At 66.7% G+C, this 19,972-nt stretch carries 21 protein-coding genes and 2 pseudogenes; 14 read left to right on the top strand and 9 right to left on the bottom strand.

What is annotated here, in order from left to right; translation table 11 throughout:
* Positions 1–142: 142 nt before the first annotated feature.
* The 5 genes from HWW87_RS06140 to HWW87_RS06120 form a co-directional block, all read right to left on the bottom strand.
* Positions 143–847, bottom strand: a complete 705-nt coding sequence (locus HWW87_RS06140; RefSeq protein ID WP_175819620.1) for a GntR family transcriptional regulator — start codon at positions 845–847, stop codon at positions 143–145.
* Between the two features lie 308 nt (positions 848–1,155).
* A complete protein-coding gene (ldcA, locus tag HWW87_RS06135; RefSeq protein WP_175819619.1) occupies positions 1,156–2,094 on the bottom strand; it encodes a muramoyltetrapeptide carboxypeptidase in 939 nt (312 codons plus the stop codon).
* A gap of 101 nt (positions 2,095–2,195) precedes the next feature.
* Positions 2,196–2,792, bottom strand: a complete 597-nt coding sequence (gene tadA, locus HWW87_RS06130; RefSeq protein ID WP_175819618.1) for a tRNA adenosine(34) deaminase TadA — start codon at positions 2,790–2,792, stop codon at positions 2,196–2,198.
* The gene (locus HWW87_RS06125) at positions 2,789–3,190 is read right to left on the bottom strand and encodes a DnaJ family domain-containing protein (RefSeq protein ID WP_027784729.1); all 402 of its coding nucleotides are present in this window, start codon (positions 3,188–3,190) and stop codon (positions 2,789–2,791) included. The genes tadA and HWW87_RS06125 overlap by 4 nt, the downstream gene beginning before the upstream one ends.
* 279 nt (positions 3,191–3,469) lie before the next feature.
* Positions 3,470–4,693: an MFS transporter gene (locus tag HWW87_RS06120; protein WP_175820680.1), complete on the bottom strand. Its 1,224-nt coding sequence runs from the start codon at positions 4,691–4,693 to the stop codon at positions 3,470–3,472.
* A 315-nt stretch (positions 4,694–5,008) separates the two neighbouring features.
* On the opposite strand from HWW87_RS06120, the gene HWW87_RS06115 reads away from it, so the two are divergent.
* The 9 genes and pseudogenes from HWW87_RS06115 (at position 5,009) to HWW87_RS06075 (ending at position 11,484) form a co-directional block, all read left to right on the top strand.
* Complete coding sequence (locus HWW87_RS06115; protein ID WP_126362084.1) at positions 5,009–5,779, top strand: GntR family transcriptional regulator; 771 nt, start codon at positions 5,009–5,011, stop codon at positions 5,777–5,779.
* Positions 5,776–7,515 carry a fumarate reductase/succinate dehydrogenase flavoprotein subunit gene (locus HWW87_RS06110; protein WP_175819617.1) on the top strand — a complete coding sequence of 580 codons (1,740 nt, stop codon included), beginning with the start codon at positions 5,776–5,778 and terminating at the stop codon, positions 7,513–7,515. Before HWW87_RS06115 ends, HWW87_RS06110 begins: the two co-directional genes overlap by 4 nt.
* 11 nt (positions 7,516–7,526) lie before the next feature.
* A complete protein-coding gene (locus tag HWW87_RS06105) occupies positions 7,527–7,772 on the top strand; it encodes a ferredoxin family protein (protein ID WP_174431441.1) in 246 nt (81 codons plus the stop codon).
* A gap of 42 nt (positions 7,773–7,814) precedes the next feature.
* Positions 7,815–8,111 (top strand): annotated as a pseudogene (locus HWW87_RS06100) (hypothetical protein); the annotation flags it as partial.
* Positions 8,112–8,149: 38 nt separating this feature from the next.
* Positions 8,150–9,145, top strand: coding sequence for a HEAT repeat domain-containing protein (locus HWW87_RS06095; protein ID WP_175819616.1), 996 nt, complete (start codon positions 8,150–8,152; stop codon positions 9,143–9,145).
* Positions 9,142–9,420, top strand: a complete 279-nt coding sequence (locus tag HWW87_RS06090; RefSeq protein ID WP_174389317.1) for a gamma-butyrobetaine hydroxylase-like domain-containing protein — start codon at positions 9,142–9,144, stop codon at positions 9,418–9,420. The genes HWW87_RS06095 and HWW87_RS06090 overlap by 4 nt, the downstream gene beginning before the upstream one ends.
* A 113-nt stretch (positions 9,421–9,533) precedes the next feature.
* The gene (locus HWW87_RS06085) at positions 9,534–10,418 is read left to right on the top strand and encodes an NAD(P)-dependent oxidoreductase (RefSeq protein WP_175819615.1); all 885 of its coding nucleotides are present in this window, start codon (positions 9,534–9,536) and stop codon (positions 10,416–10,418) included.
* A 49-nt stretch (positions 10,419–10,467) separates the two neighbouring features.
* A pseudogene (locus tag HWW87_RS06080) lies at positions 10,468–10,943 on the top strand (NUDIX hydrolase).
* Positions 10,944–11,034: 91 nt separating this feature from the next.
* Entirely contained in the window at positions 11,035–11,484 is a 450-nt protein-coding gene (locus tag HWW87_RS06075; protein ID WP_175819614.1) for an acetyltransferase, read from the top strand.
* 82 nt (positions 11,485–11,566) lie between these two features.
* On the opposite strand, the gene HWW87_RS06070 is transcribed toward HWW87_RS06075, so the two are convergent.
* A complete protein-coding gene (locus HWW87_RS06070) occupies positions 11,567–12,157 on the bottom strand; it encodes a 2'-5' RNA ligase family protein (protein WP_175819613.1) in 591 nt (196 codons plus the stop codon).
* A gap of 154 nt (positions 12,158–12,311) precedes the next feature.
* Between HWW87_RS06070 and HWW87_RS06065 the strand changes: the two genes are divergently transcribed.
* The gene (locus HWW87_RS06065) at positions 12,312–12,929 is read left to right on the top strand and encodes a 3'-5' exonuclease (RefSeq protein WP_175819612.1); all 618 of its coding nucleotides are present in this window, start codon (positions 12,312–12,314) and stop codon (positions 12,927–12,929) included.
* A 196-nt stretch (positions 12,930–13,125) separates the two neighbouring features.
* Here HWW87_RS06065 and HWW87_RS06060 read toward each other — a convergent pair whose 3' ends face one another.
* Positions 13,126–14,472: a PLP-dependent aminotransferase family protein gene (locus tag HWW87_RS06060; RefSeq protein WP_175819611.1), complete on the bottom strand. Its 1,347-nt coding sequence runs from the start codon at positions 14,470–14,472 to the stop codon at positions 13,126–13,128.
* Positions 14,473–14,580: 108 nt separating this feature from the next.
* Between HWW87_RS06060 and HWW87_RS06055 the strand changes: the two genes are divergently transcribed.
* The 4 genes from HWW87_RS06055 (at position 14,581) to HWW87_RS06040 (ending at position 17,300) form a co-directional block, all read left to right on the top strand.
* Positions 14,581–14,985, top strand: coding sequence for a VOC family protein (locus HWW87_RS06055; RefSeq protein WP_175819610.1), 405 nt, complete (start codon positions 14,581–14,583; stop codon positions 14,983–14,985).
* Positions 14,986–15,020: 35 nt separating this feature from the next.
* Positions 15,021–15,650, top strand: coding sequence for a LysE family translocator (locus tag HWW87_RS06050; protein ID WP_175819609.1), 630 nt, complete (start codon positions 15,021–15,023; stop codon positions 15,648–15,650).
* 54 nt (positions 15,651–15,704) lie between these two features.
* A complete protein-coding gene (locus HWW87_RS06045) occupies positions 15,705–16,550 on the top strand; it encodes a PhzF family phenazine biosynthesis protein (protein WP_175819608.1) in 846 nt (281 codons plus the stop codon).
* Positions 16,551–16,724: 174 nt separating this feature from the next.
* Positions 16,725–17,300, top strand: coding sequence for a DinB family protein (locus HWW87_RS06040; RefSeq protein WP_175819607.1), 576 nt, complete (start codon positions 16,725–16,727; stop codon positions 17,298–17,300).
* 344 nt (positions 17,301–17,644) lie between these two features.
* Here the strand turns inward: HWW87_RS06040 and guaA are convergent, their stop codons facing one another.
* Positions 17,645–19,264, bottom strand: a complete 1,620-nt coding sequence (gene guaA, locus HWW87_RS06035) for a glutamine-hydrolyzing GMP synthase (RefSeq protein WP_175819606.1) — start codon at positions 19,262–19,264, stop codon at positions 17,645–17,647.
* A 107-nt stretch (positions 19,265–19,371) separates the two neighbouring features.
* Positions 19,372–19,971, bottom strand: coding sequence for a hypothetical protein (locus HWW87_RS06030; protein WP_174431427.1), 600 nt, complete (start codon positions 19,969–19,971; stop codon positions 19,372–19,374).
* Position 19,972 lies beyond the last annotated feature (1 nt).

Raw genomic sequence — 19,972 nt, 5'->3', positions numbered from 1 at the left:
CCTTGACGCGGCCGGGTGGCCGCTCCACCGTCATCGATATCGCTCCGGATCGTCGCCCGGAGTCGGACCAGCGGCCCGCGGCAAACACCGCAGGCCTGCATTGCGCTCGTCGTGTGGCGCGCGGCCGGGTTCGCGTCGCCGCTCAGGCGCCGCCGAACACTTCGCGCAAATCGACCTGCCCTGGCGCGGGCCGGTCCAGCATCTTCAGTTCGACATGCTGCAGGTGGCGCGCCATCAGCGTCACCGCCTGCCTCGGATCGCCCGCCTCCAGTGCGGCGAGGATCTCGTCGTGGTCGTCGCACGAGCACGGGCTGCGCCCGTGCGATTCGTACAGCGCCGACATCAGCGTCGAGCGTGCGACGAGCCCTTCGAGGCACTCGCTGAGCGTCGCATTGCCCATCAGCGTCGCGAGCGCCGTATGGAATTCGCCCGACAGCCGGATCCACGCCGCGAAGTCGTGTCGCTCGAACGCCTTGCGCTCCTTGTCGATCAGCGCCGCGACGCCCTTCAGCCGCCTGGCGCCGGGGCCGGTCGCGAGCCGTTCGACCACGGCAAGCTCGATGATCCGGCGCATCTCGAACACTTCGTGCACGTCCTGCAGCGTCGGGCTCGCGACGAACGCGCCGCGGTTCGGCTCGAGCTCGACCAGCTTGTCGGTCGCGAGCTGCGCGAGCGCCTGGCGGATCGTCCCGCGCTTCACGCCGAATACGTCGCAGAGCTGCGCCTCCGTCAGCTTCGCGCCGGGCGCGAGCCGATGTTCGAGGATCGCGGTGCGGATCCGCTCGGCGATCGCTTCGGGACCGGCTGCACCGGATGGATGGGAATCGGGCTCGTTCATGATCTGCATCGCGTGATGGTCCTCATCCTAGGATGGACATAAAGATTGTCAACAATTCTTTTGCGGGATTCCGCACAACCGGCGTGCGATGGCGTGTCCCCATTCGGTGCAGCGCGCACAAAATCCATGCACGACAAGCCTGACAAGCAAGACAGAGGCCCTTCTCGTCGTATACCCTCCCGGCTATTTTGTTGACAAAAATGGTGCAAAACCAGACGAAGATCGCGTGGGCGTCGACGAAAAATATGGACCGTTAGTTGCGCATTTACCTAAAGAAAAAGGCGGGGAAACCCGCCTTTCGATCGATCGCGCCGGCATCAGCCGAGATGCGGATAGTCCGACAGCGTGAGCCGGAACCCGTGCGCATTCGCAACCAGTTGCGCGTGCGCACCGAACGGCAGCGTCAGCAGGTCGGGCACATGGCCGAACTGGAGCCCCGTGACGACTGGAATCCCGACCACCGCGCGCACCTGGTCGATCATCGCCTGCATGTCGTAGCCGTTGTCGTACTCGAACGGCCGCGCGCCGGTGAACTGGCCGAGCACGAGCGCCTGCTGGCGCGCGAGCAGCCCCGACAGGTGCAGTTGATAGATCATCCGCTCGATCCGGAACGGCTGCTCGTTGACGTCCTCGATGAACAGGATGCCGCCCTCGATGTCGGGCATGTACGGCGTGCCGACCAGCGACGTGAGGATCGCGAGGTTGCCGCCCCACAGCGTGCCCGTCACGTTCACCGTCTGCACCTGCGGTGCGTCGGCGACGATCGTCGTGCTCGGCTGCGTCAGCGTCTGCCAGAAATGCTGCATCGTGAAGTCGCTCGGCGTTTCCGCGCCGAAATCCGCCGACAGCATCGGGCCGCCGAACGTCTTGATGCGCGCCTTCGCGTACAGCGCCAGCTGGATCGCCGTGAAGTCGCTGTGACCGACGAGCGCGACCGGCTGGTCGCGCAGCCGGCGTTCGAGCCCGCGATAGTCGAGCCCGTGCAGGATGCGCGCGGCGCCGTAGCCGCCGCGCACTGCGAGCCCGATGTCCGGCAACGGCCGCTCGGGATCGGCCAGGCGGTTCAGGTCACCTGCCCGCTCGCCGTCGGTGCCGCCGAAACGCTGGAAGCGCCGCTGCGTCGCCTCGATGTTCTCGATGCGCTGCTGCGCGGTGCTGAGGCGCTCGAGCGCGCGGTTGATCGCGTCGGGGTCGTGCGGATAGCCGGACGGCGCCAGCAGGCGGATGGTGTAGGACGCGGCGGGCTGGAAGGACATGGCGAAAGGTGTCGGGGTCGTCAAACCTGCTTAGAGGGTCCGAACCGTGTCCGGTTCACGAAAACCGTGCACGCCCGGAACGCCGGGCGCGGCGGGAGCGCCTATGACGCGCCGGATTCGGCGTCGCGGGCGAGCCGCGCTTCGCGCAACGCGCGACGGCGCTCGGCGAAGAACGACTTCAGCGCGGCGCCGCATTCGTCGGCGAGCACGCCGCCGGTCACTTCGGTGTGGTGGTTGAGCTGCGGATTCGCGAATGCGTCGATCACGCTGCCGCACGCGCCCGTCTTCGGGTCGGCGGCGCCATAGACGACCCGCGCGATGCGCGCATGCATGATCGCGCCTGCGCACATCAGGCACGGCTCGAGCGTCACGTACAGTTCGCAGCCGGGCATCCGGTAATTCTGCAGCTGCTGCGCGGCCATGCGCAGCGCGGCCATTTCGGCATGCGCGGACGGGTCGTGCCCGCCGATCGGATGGTTGAAGCCGCGTGCGATCACTTCGTCGCCGCGCACGAGCACCGCGCCGACCGGCACTTCGCCGGCCGCGCGCGCCTCTTCGGCGGCGGCCTGCGCAAGACGCATGAAATGCAGGTCGCGCGCCGATACGGGCGCGGTGTCGTGAACGGGAGAATCGGCGGCGGGGTCAGCGGCCGGGGCGGCTGCCGAGCGGGCTGCGTCGTGCAGCGCGTCGGACGTCACATCGTCCCCGCTTCGGCGGGCGCGTCGTCGAGCCCGCGCTCGCACAGGCGTTCCGCGATGCGCCGGCAGTAGTCGCGCGGCATCACCATCGGGCCGCCGCGCAGCGATTCGAGCGCCATGTCGAGCGCGAGGATCTTCGCCTGCAGCCGGCAGCGCGCGGCACGGTCGCTGACCGCCTGCACTTCGTCGTGCAGGTTGCGCAGCGCGCGCAGTTGCTCGACGGCCGGCGGCACGAAGCCCGCGTTCTTCAGGATACGGTTGGCCACCCGCACCTCCTCGGGCACGAGCAGGTCGTCATCCAGCGCCTGCGGCGCGCCGGTACCCGGCAAATCGTCGAACTCTCCCCGCGCGGCGGCGGCGGCAATACGTTGTTCGACCAGGGCGTCAAGCAGTCTCATCAGTCAATCGGAACAATGCGGCAGGCCGAATTCTAGCAGGGTGACGCCGGTATGACAGGCCCTTCGAATATATGCTCGATATTGCATTTTTAGGGGCCGAATCGCCGCGCATGCGCGCCGATCGCCGTCACTTGCCGCTCTGCTGCGCCGCAGCAGGCTGAGCGCCGTTTGGACGCTTCCGGACGGAGGCGATGTCCGGACCCAATTTTTTTATCCACGACGATGCGGCGACCCTGCCGATCCAGCGAAAATGCGACGCGCCCCGCCTCCGTTCCCCCATTACGCAGCCATCGTTTCCGATCGCGCTTTCGCGAACGGGCGAAACATCGTCGCGATCAGGAACGCGCCGATCCCGATCGCGAACGAGCCGAGGTACAGCCAGCCGTAGCTGCCGAATGCATCGACGATCAGGCCCCCGGCGACCGGGCCCGCGGCCATCCCGAGGCTGCCGGCCATCGCGCAGCCGCCGATCACGGTGCCCATCATCCGCAGCGGGAAATTCTCGCGCGCGAGCACCGAATACAGCGGCATCACGCCCGCATAGATGAAGCCGAACAGCGTCGCGACCGCGTAGAAGCCGTCGAGCGTGCGCACGAAGTAGTAGCCGAGCGCGCCGAGCGCCTGCGCGAGCAGCCCGGCGACCAGCATGCGCTTCGCGCCGAGGCGGTCGCCGAGGATCCCGAACGCGATCCGGCCGCCCATGCCCGCGAGCCCTTCGACGCTGTAGATCGACACCGCGACGATCAGCGGAATCCCGCAGGTCACCGCGTAGCTGACCGTATGGAAGATCGGGCCCGAATGCGTCGCGCAGCAGAAGAAGTTGGTCAGCAGCAGCACCATGAACTGCGGCGAGCGCAGCGCATCCGCGACCGACATCGCGGCGGGCGCGCCAACGGACGCGGGCGCAGGCGTCGCGTGCGCGGGTGCAGCGTCGAGCGCCGGCGCCCGCCGCACCAGCAGCGACACCGGAATCATCACGACGGCCGCCAGCGCGGCAATCAGCAGCATCGACGTGCGCCAGTCGCGCACCGACACGAGCCATGCGGCCAGCGGCGCCATCGTCATCGGCGCCATCCCCATGCCGGCCGACACGAGCGATACCGCGAGGCTGCGGTGCGTGTCGAACCAGCCGGTCACGCACGCCATCATCGGCGCGAATATCGCGGCCGTCGCGCTGCCGACGGCCAGGCCGAAGGTCAACTGGAACATGAGCAGCGACGGCGCGCGGCTCGCCAGCGCCAGGCTCGCCGACAGCAGCACGGCGCCCGCGATGACGACCGGCCGCGTGCCGACGCGGTCCGACAGGCTGCCCCACGCCATGCTCGCAAACGCCATCGCGATGAAGCCGAGCGTCATCGCGGCGGAAATGCCGGTCATCGACCAGCCCGTATCGTGCGCGATGGCCCGCAGGAACACCGGTAACGAAAACATCGCGCCGATCGCGACGCAGCCCATCAGGCCGCCCGCGGCGACGATCACCCAGCGGTATCGGGAATCCGGCATGTGGCGTGTCATGGGGCATCTCCTCGCTCGTTGCGCCATTCGCGGCAACCGGGTGCCGGCCGCATGGCGCGGCGCACTGCCCGGTCGATATCGATACGACGGGCGACCCATCGGGAAATCGACATGCGCGGCGCATGGGCCGTGGATTTTTTATTGTCGGCAATTCCGCGCGGCTCGCAAGGGCGGATCACCCGGTCGCCCCGCCACCTGCCGCCCCGCTTTTCCGCAACGGGAAATTCGAAAGCAGAAATGGTTGGTTGGGGCGCGCACTTGCGCTGGCTACACTCGCCCCATCTTGTCATAACAAGTTGACCGATGACCCCATCCAACGTCGTGCCGCTGTCCGCGGCCCCGCTCTACGTGCAGATCAAGGACACGCTGCGCGCGCGCATTCTCGACGGCACCTATGCGCCGCACAGCCGGATGCCGTCCGAGCACGAGCTCTGCGCGATGTTCGACGTCAGCCGCATCACGGTGCGCCAGGCGCTCGGCGACCTGCAGAAGGAAGGCCTGCTGTTCAAGCTGCACGGCAAGGGCACATTCGTGTCGAAGCCGAAGGCGTTCCAGAACGTGACGTCGCTGCAGGGGTTCGCCGAGGCGATGTCGTCGATGGGCTACGAGATCGTCAACCAGTTGCGCAGCCTGCGCACCGTGAAGGCCGATCGCCATCTCGCGACGAAGCTGAACGTGCCCGAAGGCGCGCCGCTCGTCGAGATCCATCGCGTGCGGCTGCTGAACCGCGAACCCGTGTCGCTCGAACAGACCTGGGTGCCCGAAGCGCTCGGCAAGCGCCTCGCCGGCGCCGATCTCGCGACCCGCGACATCTTCCTGATCCTGGAGAACGACTGCGGCATCCCGCTCGGCCATGCCGACGTGTCGATCGACGCGATCCTCGCCGACGACGAAATCGTCGACGCGCTGCACGTCGAGGAAAGCAGCCCCGTGCTGCGCATCGAGCGCCTCACGCACGACGCTTCGGGTGCGCCGATCGACTACGAATATCTCTACTTCCGCGGCGACGCCTTCCAGTACCGGTTGCGCGTCGACCGGCAGAAGGCGCGCAAACCTGCAAGGAACCCGCGATGAATACCCATGTGCACGAATACGACATCGTCGTGGTCGGCGGCGGCACGGCCGGCCCGATGGCGGCCATCAAGGCGAAGGAGCGCGATCCGTCGCTGCGCGTGCTGCTGCTCGAGAAGGCCAACGTGAAACGCAGCGGCGCGATCTCGATGGGAATGGACGGCCTGAACAACGCGGTGATTCCCGGTCATGCGACACCCGAGCAGTACACGCGCGAGATCACGATCGCCAACGACGGGATCGTCGATCAAGAGGCCGTGTACGCGTACGCGACGCACAGCTTCGCGACGATCGAGCAGCTCGACCGCTGGGGCGTGAAGTTCGAGAAGGACGGCACCGGCGATTACGCGGTGAAGAAGGTCCATCACATGGGCTCGTACGTGCTGCCGATGCCGGAAGGACACGACATCAAGAAGGTACTGTACCGGCAACTGAAGCGCGCACGCATTGCGATCACCAACCGGATCGTCGCGACGCGCGTGCTGACCGACGCGCAGGGTCGCGCGAGCGGCGTGCTCGGCTTCGACTGCCGCACCGCCGACTTCCACGTGATCCGCTCAAAGGCCGTGATCCTCTGCTGCGGCGCGGCCGGCCGCCTCGGGCTGCCGGCATCGGGCTACCTGATGGGCACGTACGAGAACCCGACCAACGCGGGCGACGGCTACGCGATGGCCTATCACGCGGGCGCCGCGCTCGCGAACCTCGAATGCTTCCAGATCAATCCACTGATCAAGGACTACAACGGCCCGGCCTGCGCATACGTGACGGGCCCGCTCGGCGGCTTCACCGCGAACGGCAAGGGTGAACGCTTCATCGAATGCGACTACTGGAGCGGCCAGATGATGTGGGAGTTCTACCAGGAACTGCAGAGCGGCAACGGCCCCGTGTTCCTGAAGCTCGACCATCTCGCGGAAGAAACGATCCGGACCATCGAGCAGATCCTGCACACGAACGAACGGCCGAGCCGCGGCCGCTTCCATGCGGGGCGCGGCACCGACTACCGCAGCCAGATGGTCGAGATGCACATTTCCGAGATCGGCTTCTGCAGCGGGCACAGCGCATCGGGCGTGTACGTGAATGCGCGCGCGGAGACGACCGTGCCGGGACTGTACGCAGCCGGCGACATGGCGGCCGTCCCGCACAACTACATGCTCGGCGCATTCACGTACGGCTGGTTCGCCGGGCAAAACGCGGCCGACTACGCGGCCGGCCGCGACCACGTGCCGGTGGACGACCAGCAGGTCGATGCCGAGCGCTCGCGCGTGCTTGCGCCGTTGCTGCGCGAGCGCGGCCTCGCGCCGGCACAGGTCGAGTACAAGCTGCGCCGCATGGTGAACGACTACCTGCAACCGCCGAAGGTGACGCGCAAGATGGAAATCGGGCTGCAACGTTTTGACGGAATTACTGAGGATATCGAAGAAATAAAGGCCGATAACCCGCACGAACTGATGCGCGCGGCCGAAGTGCGCGCGATCCGCGACTGCGCGGAAATGGCCGCGCGCGCGTCGCTGTTCCGCACCGAGAGCCGCTGGGGCCTGTACCACCATCGCGTCGATTTTCCGCATCGCAACGACGCCGAATGGTTCTGCCACACGTGGCTGCGCAAGGATGCCGCGGGCGCGATGCGCAGCGAGAAGCGGCCGGTCGAACCGTACGTCGTGCCGCTTGCCGACGACGAACGCGGCGCCTACGCGCAGTTGCGCATCCGCGAACCGGCCGCGCTCGCGGCCGCCCTTTGAGGAACCTTGCCATGCCCCATACCCCGCACGACATCTTCCAGCGCAGCAGCGCGCCCGTGACGATCGACGAGTCGCTGTGCATCGCCGACAAGGGCTGCACCGTGTGCGTCGACGTGTGCCCGCTCGACCTGCTCGCGATCGACGTCACCAAGGGCAAGGCCTATATGCAGTTCGACGAATGCTGGTACTGCATGCCGTGCGAACGCGATTGCCCGACCGGGGCGGTCAAGGTCGAGATCCCTTACCTGCTGCGCTGACACGGCGCGCCAGCCGTGCACCGCTCCCCCGCAACCGGACTCACGCTGTTTCCGTGGAAGCGCGTGATCGACAACGTCGCGTTCGGCCTGAAGATGATGAAGACGCTGCTGCTCGACATCTGGTCGCGCATCAGCACGACCGTGCTGTTCGTCACGCACGATATCGACGAAGCGCTGTTTCTCGGCGACCGCATCCTGATGCTGTCGCCGCGGCCCGCGCGCATCGTCGCCGACATCCGCGTGCCGCTCGGGCGGCCCCGCACCGACGACAGCACGACCGAGCCCGCGTTCGTCGACATCAAGCGCCGCTGTCTCGCGCTGTTGCGCGCCGCCGCCTGAGCGCGCGTACCTGCCCATTCACCGCACCGACTTTTTCCATGACCACTTCTTCCTCCGCGTTCCCGCTGCCCGGCGTGCCGGCCGCCGATCATGCCGCGCTCGTCGCGCGCCTCGCCGCAGCCGATGCATCGGTGCGCCGCATCGCGTTGCTCGAACTCGCCGATCTCGAAGCGCCCGAACTCGTGCCGTCGTTCGTCGCGACGCTACGGGACGACCCGTCGGCCGACGTGCGCAGCGAGGCCGCGCGCGTGCTCGACGCATGGGAACAGCCCGATGTCGTCGACGCGCTGTGCCACGCGCTGCTCGATCCGGACGATGGCGTGCGCGCAACTGCCGCGCAGAGCCTGTCCGAACTGAAGGATGCCGCATCGGGCGCCGTGCTGTGCCGGTGGGCCGACCGGCCCGAGCCGTTCGTACGCGGCGCCGTGCTGCGCGGCTTGCGCGAGTTGCGCGACCCCGACGCGTTCACACCCGCGCTGCGCGCACTCGATGCGAGCGCCGCTGCCGTACGCGCGGAGGCGGTCGTCGTCCTCGGCTGGCTCAAGGACGGCCGCGCGCTGCCGCCGCTCGCGCGCGTCGCGACCACGGACGCCGATGCCGACGTGCGGCGCGCCGCGGTCGGTGCAATTGGATTTGCATCTGCCGGCGATACGGCCGTCGTCACCGCGTTGCTCGCGGCGCTGCGTGACGCCGAATGGCAGGTTCGCGAGGAAGCAGCGGCCACGCTCGGCAAGCTGCGCGTCACCGTTGCGCGCGACCCGCTCGTCGCCGCGCTCGACGACGATTACTGGCAAGTGCGCGTGCGCGCCGTACGCGCACTCGGGCAATTGCGCGATGCGGCCGCGGCATCGGCCGTCGTCGCGCTGCTCTCGCATGCGATCAGCAATCTGCGCAAGGAAGCCGCGCTCGCGCTCGGCGAATTGCGCGACCGGGCGACGCTGCCCGCGCTGCACGACGCGCTCGACGATCGCGACCCCGAAGTACGCAAGGCCGTGCGGATCGCGATCGGACAGATCGACGAGGCGTCGCGATGATCGCGCCGACCGAAATCGCACTCGATCACCCGGCACGCGTACTGACGCTGCACTGGCCCGACGGCGCGACGCAACGCATCGACTATGCGCGGTTGCGCTGCGATTGCCCGTGTGCGGAATGCCGAAAGATTCGGCTCGACGGCGGCCGCATCGACGTGCGGCCGGCCCTGAAGCTCGACGGCGTGGAAGCGCTCGGCTACGGGGTGCGCTTCCTGTTCGGCGACGGCCATGCACGCGGCATTTATCCGTGGCCGTACCTGGCGGACCTCGTGTAGCGGCGACGACGCGGCTTCCGCGGTCGCGCGGGCCAGATGCCAGATGGCAGGCGTGCGAAAACGCTGCGATACTGACGCCCACGATCGTCGCCACCTACCGTTGGAGCCGCACCATGCAAACCGCAGTCGGATTCGTCGGCCTCGGCGTGATGGGCACGCCGATGGCGCTCAATCTCGCGCGGGCCGGCACGCCGCTCGTCGTGTGGAGCCGTTCGCACGGCAGCGACGACGCGCTGCGCGACGCCGGCGCACGCGTGGCCGAGGACATCGACGACGTGTTCGTGCCCTGCCGCACCGTGATCCTGATGCTCGCGAACGACGCGGCGATCGATGCCGCCCTCGCGCGCGGCTCGCCCGCTTTTGCCGCCCGCGTCGGCGGACACACGATCGTCAACATGGGCACGAATGCGCCCGACTACTCGCGCGCGCTCGCCGATGACATCGCCGCCGCGTCCGGCCGCTACGTCGAGGCGCCCGTATCGGGCTCGCGCAAGCCGGCCGAAGCCTGTCAGCTCGTCGTGATGCTGGCCGGCGCGCCGGACGACGTCGATGCCGTCCGCGCGCTCGTGAAGCCGCTGTGCCGCGACAGCTTCGTGTGCGGCGACGTGCCGTCGGCGCTGACGATGAAGCTCGCCGTCAACCTGTTCCTGATCACGATGGTCACCGGTCTCGCCGAAGCCACGCACTTCGCGCAACGTCACGGTATCGACCTCGCGCGCTTCGCCGACGTGCTGAATGCCGGCCCGATGGCGAGCGACGTGTCGCGCGTGAAGCTCGGCAAGCTCGTCGCGGCAGATTTCTCGGTGCAGGCCGCGATCACCGACGTGCTGAAGAACGCGCGCCTCGTCGCCGAATCCGCGCGCGGCATCGGCATCGCGTCGCCGCTGCTCGACATCTGCCACGCGCTTTACGCCGAAACCGAGCAGGCCGGACATGGCGCGGCCGACATGGTCGCCGTGATTCGTGCGATCGAACAGCGTACCGGGGACGCGCGATGAGCCGCGTGCACGCCCACGTATTCGTTCCCACCGGCGGGTAGGCACAACCATGTCCGCACCCGGCCACGCTGCACCGTTGCGCCCCGTTCCCGCCGTGATCGGCATCGTGCTGCGCGAGCGCGACGCGCTGCTCGTGCGCCGCGCGAATCCGCCCGATGCAGGCTGCTGGGGCTTCCCCGGCGGCAAGATCGAGCCGGACGAACCGCTCGCGGATGCGGTCGTGCGCGAGATCGCGGAAGAAACGACGGGTCGACGTGGAGGCGCTCGACGCCTTTACCGCGCTGGACGCGTTCGATTACGATGCGCACGGCGCCGTGCGCCAGCATTTCGTCATGGTCGCGGTGCTGTGCAGATGGTTGCGCGGCATGCCGACCGCCGCCGCCGACGCGCTCGACGCGCGCTGGTTCGGCATCGACGATGCTCGACCGCGACGATTTGCCGATGAGCGCGGGCGGGCGCGACGTCGCGCGACGGGCGATCGAGCGGGCGGCGGCGCTGGGCAACGCGCGTCCGCCAAGCGCCTGACACTTCGCTGTCGCTTGCGCATCACCGCGATGCGTTCGCTCCGTCACGGAGCCGGCTACCTGCCGAGCGCCGGATCACCACACATCAAACCATGATCAGAATTCGACAATCCACCGAGGCTGACGCCACACGCGTACTGGATATCTGGCGCAATGCCGTCGATGCCACGCATCACTTCCTGAGCGACGACGATCGTCGTTCGATCGAATCCGAGGTCGTCGCGTTTCTGCCGGGCGCACCGCTCGATCTGGCCGTCGACGAGAGCGATCGTCCGATCGGCTTCATGCTGCTCGACGGCAGCCACATGGAAGCGCTGTTCGTCGATCCCGCCCACCATGGTGCGGGGGTCGGGCGGCGGCTGGTCGAGGAAGCGCTCAAGCGCCATCCCGACCTGTCGACCGACGTCAACGAACAGAACCAGGCGGCGGCGGGATTCTATGAACGACTCGGATTCGAGCGCTGCGGGCGATCGGCACGGGATGGACAAGGTCGGCCTTATCCGCTGATTCATCTTTGTTATCGGCAGGGCGATCGGGACTGAGCCGGAGTTCGGGCGAGAACGGGACACTGCATCGGCCCGCTCCGGATGCGCTGAAAACGACACCACACTTGCGGCATCACAATCATCCCGAGGGGCTGCCGGTCGTCAGCGGCCAGCGCCCCAACACGTCGTAGTGCGACTTGCGGAGCCAGCTATCGACCAGGACGAAGTCGAACACGGTCCAGGTAATCGGCTCGATCCGATACTCATCGGGCCTCTGTGCGCCATACAGCAGCGTCACGTGCGGGGTGAAACTCGCGGGAAGAATGCTCAGCCCCGCCTCTTGTTTGAGCGCACGTCGCAACTGCCGTCGAAAGTCGATCAAGTCTTCCAGACCGGCCCGCCCCATCAGCACCAGCGGCTGATGACCGGGCCGCCCGTTGAAGCTGATGATCTTGTCGAACCTCACGGAGAAAGACGGCACATCCACGCGGTCCGCGACCGCACGGGCCAGCGCAAGCGTAGCGTCCGGCACATAAGCGAAGTCGCCTAGAGAGCCCAGCGTGATGTGCAGACGCTCGGTGCCCACCAGGCTGTCCTTCTCCAGCCGCATGCTTTTGGCCATGCCGGCAATGCGCCCCGCCGCGGCCGGATCCGGCATCACGGCGAAAAAGAAGCGGTGCAGAGGGACCGGCGGCGGCGCATCGAATCCGGGTAGCGTCAGTTGAGTCACGGCAGCATGTCCGACAGGCCTGGAGCGAGATTTTCATTATCGTCAATCGGCAGCCGGCCCGCTCGCCGCGCGATGAACCCGCCGTTCGCGCGCCCGAAGATGCTACCCTCTCGGCCAAACTCGACACCCTCTGATGACGTACCCGAATTCAACCATGCAAACCGTCGCGGTACTGGACTTCGAAACAACCGGGCTGTCGCCGAATCTGGGCGACCGCGCGACCGAAATTGCCGTCATCCTGCTGCGCGACGGGCAAGTCGTCGACCGTTTCCAGAGCTTGATGAATGCAGGCCGACGCATCCCGTCCGATGTCGTCGCGCTCACCGGCATCACGAACGACATGATCGCTGCTGCGCCGCCGGCGTCCGAAGTCATGAAAGAAGCGGCGGCGTTCGTCGGCAAGCATGCGGTCGTGGCCCACAACGCCGGCTTCGACAAGCGCTTCTGGCAGTCTGAACTCGGGCTGCTCGACATGTCGGCCGATCATTCCTTTGCGTGCACGATGCTGGTGGCGAGGCGCATCTACCCGGATGCCCGGAGTCACCGCCTGTCGAGCCTGGCCGAGATGCTGCGGTTGCCGCAATCGGGCCGCGCGCACCGGGCAATGGTCGATGCCGAGATGGCCGGTCATCTGTGGTGCCGCTTGCAGCAGGACATTTCGCGGACTTACGGGCTGGATCGCATCGATCACGCGCTGATGTCACGTGTCCAGGCAACGACCAAGGCCAAGGTGCCGATGTACTTGCGTTCGCTCGTGCGCCCGCACGCGTGAGCGGCGACGGCACGGGAACCGCTCCAGATGATGCGGGGGGATGTTCGCAGCGCGCTTGCCGCTGGCGGCCGCCATCCCGGCAAGGTAGCCTGGGCTGCCGATATCGATACAAGCCGGATCCTGCCTGGCGCTGCGGGGGCCAGCGCCTGCATGCGGCGCGCTACCGCTGGATAGGTACGGTGCCCGCCCGGTAGCGTCAAGCGCGCTGCTTCAGCAGCCCTGCCAGAAGCGTCAGCGCTTCTGTCAGATCGTCGAACGACGAGCCGCCGAGGCAAAGTCGAATCCCGCTCGCCCGATCTTCCGGGTTCACCATCATGGATTCCGGAGGAGTCAACTTGATACGCATCGCCGCAGCAACGGATGCGAAATGATTGGCAGCGTCACGCTCCATCGGCAGCCACGCGTTGTAGGCGCCAGGATGCGAGACCAGTTCGCTCGCGCCGAGGAGAGCGACGGCCAGATTGGATCGACGCCGCGCCTCATGATGCAGATCCCGCTGGATCGAGGAGATGACGTCGGTGGCCAACCATTCCTCGACCACCGCGCAAGCGAGCGGCGACGGAGCCATGGGCAGGTCTCGCAGTGTGTCTTCCGCTGCGTCGTCGAGTCCGGCCGGCAGCGCGAGCACGCCGATCTGCAAACCGGGGCCAAGCGATTTGGACAACCCGTTCACATGAAAGGCGATCTCGGGCGCCAACGCCGCAAGCGGTGGCAAAGCCGGCTCTGCCGACGCATAGACGCCGTCCTCGATGATCCACGCGCCCGCCCGGCGGCAAATATCCGCGATGGCCTGCCTTCGTTCCATGCCCATCGTCGCGGTGGTCGGGTTGTGCAGCGTCGGCGTGAGATAGACCGCCTTGTTGCCGGTCGATGCGGTGCCGTCGAGTGCGTCCGCCAGTGCCGCCGGAACCATCCCTTGCGCGTCGGTCGCGACGCCTTGCAGCCGATATCCGTTGCGCCGAGCCAGCGCGATCGCGCCGGGATAGGTAATCCGCTCGGTCAGAAGCAGCCCTTGCGAGCCGCAGGCAAGCTCGAAGGCCAATGACAGCGCCTGGCGGGCGCCGCTCGTCAGCACCAGATGCGACGGCTCCACCATCAGGCCCTGCGTTTCGAGCCAGCGGGCCAGCACACGTCGGTGCTCCATATGTCCAGCGGGCGGGGCATAGAGATTGAGATGGTCCGCATCGATCTTGCGTGCGATCCCCGTCAATGTGCGCGCCAGCAGGCGCGCGTCGAGCATGGCCGGCGGCACATTGGACGAAAGGTCGATCTGACGATCATGGTGCGCCTGGCGGATCGCCACGAAGGTTCCCCGACCCTTGATGCTGCGCGTCAGGCCTCGCCGTTCAAGCGCGGCATAGGCTTTCGTCACCGTGCCAAGGCCGATTCCCAGTTTCAACGCGAGATCGCGATGAGCGGGCAGACGGTCGCCTCCCGTCAGCCGCCCCTCGATGATGTCGTCGGCCAGGGCGAGGACCAGCCGCTCGGCCGTATTCGCCTCGATGTCGGCCAGCCGTGGCGACCAGGGGGATTGCAGGAGCATGTTCGCCGCCTAGATATTAGTGTCACGTGACACTATTTATATAAACAACAAGGGTAACATGCATTTCTGGAAGCGCCCGATCGCCACGACGGGCGCGTGGAGGGTCAAATGTTCAGCCATGTAACTGTTGGGGCGCGTGATCTTGGGCGGGCAGGCCGTTTCTATGACGCGGTGCTCGTTCCGCTCGGACTGAAGCGTCGCATCGTCATGTCCGATGGCGGGCCCGCAGCGCTTTGCTGGGTAAACGGTCAAACGCCGCTGCCGCGCTTCTATGTCTACCTCCCCTACGATGGCGCGCCGGCGACCATCGGCAACGGCAGCATGGTCGCTTTTCTGGCCCCCTCGCAAGAAGCCGTGAACACGGCCTACGCGAATGGTCTCGAGCACGGCGGGACGGACGACGGCGCACCCGGGTTACGCCCTCACTACGGTGACGGCTACTTCGGCGCCTATCTACGCGATCCTGACGGCAACAAGGTCCATATCGTTCATCGCGGAGACCTCCAGCGCTAACGCTGGAGACGCCCCGCCGCTCTGGAGAAAATCGAATGATCGCCAGTCAGATCGCACTCGCCTACGGCACCTATCTCATCGCGACCGCCAGTCCCGGGCCGAGCAACATGGCGATCATGGGAACGGCGATGCGTGACGGCCGTCTCCCGGCCCTCGTTCTGGCGGCCGGCGTCATCACGGGCTCACTCTTCTGGGCGATCCTGGCGGCGACCGGCATTTCCGCCGTGCTGACGGCCTATGCCGATGCGCTTATCGTCATCAAGATGGTCGGTGGTGTCTATCTGCTCTATCTGGCGTTCCGCACGGGCAGGTCGGCACTGAAACCGGGCTCCGACTTCGCGAAGACGGAACCGGGACGCTCGACACCTCGCTATCGGTGGCTCTACCGCCAGGGCATTCTGATGCATATCGGAAACCCGAAGGCGGTTCTGGCCTGGATGGCAATCATGTCCCTTGGGCTTCGGGAGAACGCCCCCGGCGGTATCTTGCCGGCGATCATCGGCGGTTGCGCGTTCCTCGGCGTCATCGTGTTCGGTGGTTATGCGGTCCTCTTCTCGACCGCTCCGATGATCGCCCTGTATGCCAGACTCCGGCGCTGGATTGAAGGGACGCTATCCGCGGTGTTTGCCGTTGCGGGAGTCGAACTGCTTGCCTGGCAACGTTGATATCCCGGCTTGTCGACGCCATCACGAACTGATCTGAATTGAAAGAGCGATGTCATGAGCTTTGCGATCCATATGGTCGATGTCTTCGGCGCCGGGCCGCTTTCGGGCAACCCTCTGGCGGTCGTCATCGGTGCCGATGCGTTGGCAACGGATGACATGCAGCGGCTGACGCGGTGGCTCAACCTGTCCGAGACCGCTTTTCTCTTGCCACCCACGCATCCTGAGGCCGACTACCGGGTCAGGATCTTCACGCTGGACAGGGAAATGCCCTTTGCCGGGCACCCGACGCTCGGCAGTTGTCATGCGTGGCTCTCGACGGGCCGCGTGCCGAAGCGCGCAGCGGAAATCGTCCAGGAATGCGGAGCCGGGCTGGTGCCGATTCGACGCGATCACGAGCGGCTTTCCTTCGCCGCCCCGCCGCTGATCCGCTCCGGCGCGCCGACACAGGATGCAGTGGAGCAGGCTCGGCGCCTGCTGGGGATCGAATCCGCCGATATCGTTGATGCCGCCTGGATCGACAATGGCCCCGGATGGCTGGGCATCAGGCTGGCATCGGCGGAGACAGTGCTTGCCGTCGATCCGCTCCGCAATTGGCCCGGCCGGATCGATGTCGGTGTGATTGGCCCTCATGCAGCAGGCGGCGATGCCGCCTTCGAGGTGCGCGCCTTCTTCAGCAACCATCTGGGCGCTATCGTCGAAGACCCGGTCACTGGAAGCCTCAATGCTTCAATGGCGCAGTGGCTGTTCGCGACAGGTGCGGTTGAGGACGACTACGTCGCCGCCCAGGGGACACGCGTCGGCCGCCATGGCCGCATTCATTTGACCCGCGATGAGGCTGGCCAGATCTGGGTCGGCGGCAGGACGCGCACCCATGTCGAAGGCCGGCTCCGCGGCCTTTGAACAGGCAAACGAGAGAGCGGCAACTTGATGTTCGGGCGGGCGCACATAACGCCCGTCCGGGTCGCGCCATACGCTGAACAGCGTGCTCGCAAGACTGCTTGCCGGTGTGGCGCGACAACACCGGATCAACCCGAGCATCGTTCTGACATTCGAAAACACGCAAGGAGTTTCAGCATGTCTGCCCTCCCGCAGAACCCGATGGCGCCATCCGGAACCACCGCTCGCACCACACTGCCCGCCGTGGCATCAGACACCTTGAAAATGCTGGTGCGCTACAAGTGCTGGGCGAATGGACTGACGTTCAAGAGCGTGATGGACCTGCCGGCCGGCGAAGCCCTTCGACAGCGACCGACGCGGTTCGGAAACATGGTGCATACGTTGAACCATGCCTATGTAGTTGACGACATTTTCAGACATCATCTGCAAGGAAAGAAACACACCTACACCTCGCGCAACACCGACCATACACCTGCCGTTTCCGATCTTTGGAAAGCGGTTCAGGAAATGGACCGCTGGTACATCGATCTTGTCGACACCTGGTCGGACGAGGATCTCGCGCAAGCCGTTCATTTCGAGTTTGTGGGGGGAGGAGAAGGCGTCATGACCCGCGAGCAAATCGTGCTGCATGTCGTCAATCACGCCACCTACCACCGCGGTTTTGTCGGCGACATGATGTATCAGGTGCCTTTTGCGCCACCGTCAAATGATCTTCCGGTATTCATCAGGGATCACTATCGCGGCGCTCGGTGAGCGCCTGTTCGGCCGACCTGGCGCACGCCCGCCACCTGTCTCGTACCTGTGCCGGCCGCGACTGCAGAGACCGTCGGGCGGTGCTCACGCCGCGTAGCGACAGGCCATGTCGGCTGGCCACTTCCTGGCTGGTGCCGGGCGCATTGCATCGAAGCCGCCTCCGGTCCTGTCGCAACTGCCGGCGCACGTCGTGCGTCAACCGCGCCCAGCCCCCGGCATCGACGGTCTGGCCATTACTGACGATCTGCTGAGGCGCTAGGCTGAAAACGCAAAAAAGCCCGCATTTACGCGGGCTTAGAGGGACTTTAATGCTCTTTTGGTGCCGGTCTATGCCGGACGCGGGATCACTCCCACTCGATCGTCGCCGGCGGCTTCCCCGAGATGTCGTACACGACCCGGTTGATCCCGCGCACTTCGTTGATGATCCGGTTCGACGCGCGGCCGAGCAGCGCGTACGGCAGATGCGCCCAGTGTGCGGTCATGAAGTCGGTGGTCTGCACCGCGCGCAGTGACGTCACATAGTCGTACGTGCGGCCATCGCCCATCACGCCGACCGACTTGACCGGCAGGAACACCGCGAACGCCTGGCTCGTCAGGTCGTACCAGCTCTTGCCGACATCGGCCTCGCCGCACAGGCCGGCCGCCGCATCCTGCGCGGTCGCGGTCGTATTGCGCAGTTCCTCGATGAAGATCGCGTCCGCGCGACGCAGCAGCTCCGCATATTCGCGCTTCACTTCGCCGAGAATCCGCACGCCGAGGCCCGGGCCCGGGAACGGATGGCGGTACACCATCTCCGGCGGCAGGCCGAGCGCGACGCCCAGCTCGCGCACTTCGTCCTTGAACAGGTCGCGCAGCGGCTCGAGCAGCTTCAGGCCGAGCGTTTCTGGCAGGCCGCCGACGTTGTGGTGGCTCTTGATCGTCGTCGCCTTCTTCGTCTTCGTGCCGCCCGATTCGACCACGTCCGGGTAGATCGTGCCCTGCGCGAGCCATTTCGCCTTCGACAGGTTCTTCGCTTCAGCCTGGAACACCTCGACGAACTCGCGGCCGATGATCTTGCGCTTCGCTTCCGGATCGGTCACGCCGGCCAGATGGCCGAGGAACTGGTCGGACGCGTCGACGTGCACGACCTTCGCATGCAGGCGGCCCTCGAACATGTCGAGCACCATCTTGCCTTCGTTCAGGCGCAGCAGGCCGTGATCGACGAACACGCAGGTCAACTGATCGCCGATCGCGCGATGGATCAGCGCGGCCGCGACGCTCGAATCGACGCCGCCCGACAGGCCGAGAATCACTTCCTCGTCACCGACCTGCTCGCGGATCTTCGCGACGGCTTCCTCGATGTGGTTCTTCATGATCCAGTCGGGCTTCGCGCCGGCGATCTGCAGCACGAAGCGTTCGATGATCTGACGGCCCTTCACCGTGTGCGTGACTTCCGGATGGAACTGCACCGCGTAGTAGCCGCGCGCCTCGTCGGCCATGCCGGCGATCGGGCAGCTCGGCGTCGACGCCATCAGCGCGAAGCCCGGCGGCAGCTCGGCCACCTTGTCGCCGTGGCTCATCCAGACCTTCAGCATCCCGTGGCCTTCGGCCGTCGTGAAATCCTCGATGCCGTCGAGCAGGCGCGTATGGCCGTGCGCACGCATTTCCGCGTAGCCGAATTCGCGATGGTCGCTCCACTCGACCTTGCCGCCGAGCTGCACGGCCATCGTCTGCATGCCGTAGCAGATGCCGAGCACCGGCACGCCGAGATCCCACACGGCCTGCGGCGCGCGCAGCTGATGGTCTTCGTACGTGCTCGCGTGGCTGCCCGACAGGATCACCGCCTTCGGCGCGAACTCGCGGACGAAGTCGTCGGACACATCGTTCGGATGGATTTCGCAGTAGACGTGCGCTTCACGCACGCGCCGTGCAATCAGTTGGGTGACTTGCGAACCGAAGTCGAGAATCAGGATTTTGTCGTGCATGGCTGCGGACGGGATGAAGAGAATAAGAAAAGCAGCGCACGAAGCGCTGCGTCAAAAGCATGGACAGCGGCGTCGGGCGGCAGGCGGCACGCGCGACGCATCGCCGGTCAATCCTGCGACGGCGGGCGCGCGTCGAACGCGACGCTGCCTGACGCGCGGTCGGATGCGGCCGATGGGGCCGCCGCGGCCGGCGCCGAAGGCGCCACCGGACGGCTGACGACCGGCTCGACCCGCGGCTGCGCTGCGGAGGCCGGCGCCGGTTCGACCGGACGCTTCGCGTCCCGGCCCTCGAGCGCCTGCGCTTTCTCGCGCCGGCGCACGGCCGATGCGAGCCGCACGCCACCGAGGCCCAGCACGATCAGCGCGACCCCGGCCAGCGCCGACAGCACCCGGCCGGCGGCCGCGAGCGCGGGCCCGCTGCCGGTGCCGATCGACCACACGATCGTCAGCACGCCGGTCAGCCAGTACACATGGCCGACCGCCCGTGCGACGGGCGCCGTGAGGTCGCCGTTGAGCGCCGCATGGCACGCGAGCCACGCGAGCCCGAGCAGCGCAATGCCGAACGCCTGACCGAGCATCGCCGGCTGGATGTTCGCCAGTTGCAGCGCGTTGAACAGCGCCTGCCAGGGCGTCAGCACGAACAGCACGCCGAACGCCAGCAGCAGCACGGCATCGACGATCAGCACGGCTCGCAGCAGCGGTTTCATC

The organism is Burkholderia sp. BCC0419, from assembly GCF_902830285.1.
In the GTDB taxonomy this organism is placed as follows: Bacteria; Pseudomonadota; Gammaproteobacteria; order Burkholderiales; family Burkholderiaceae; genus Burkholderia.
Note: the sequence above shows the minus strand (reverse complement) of the source record. Positions and strands in the feature narration are given on the sequence as shown.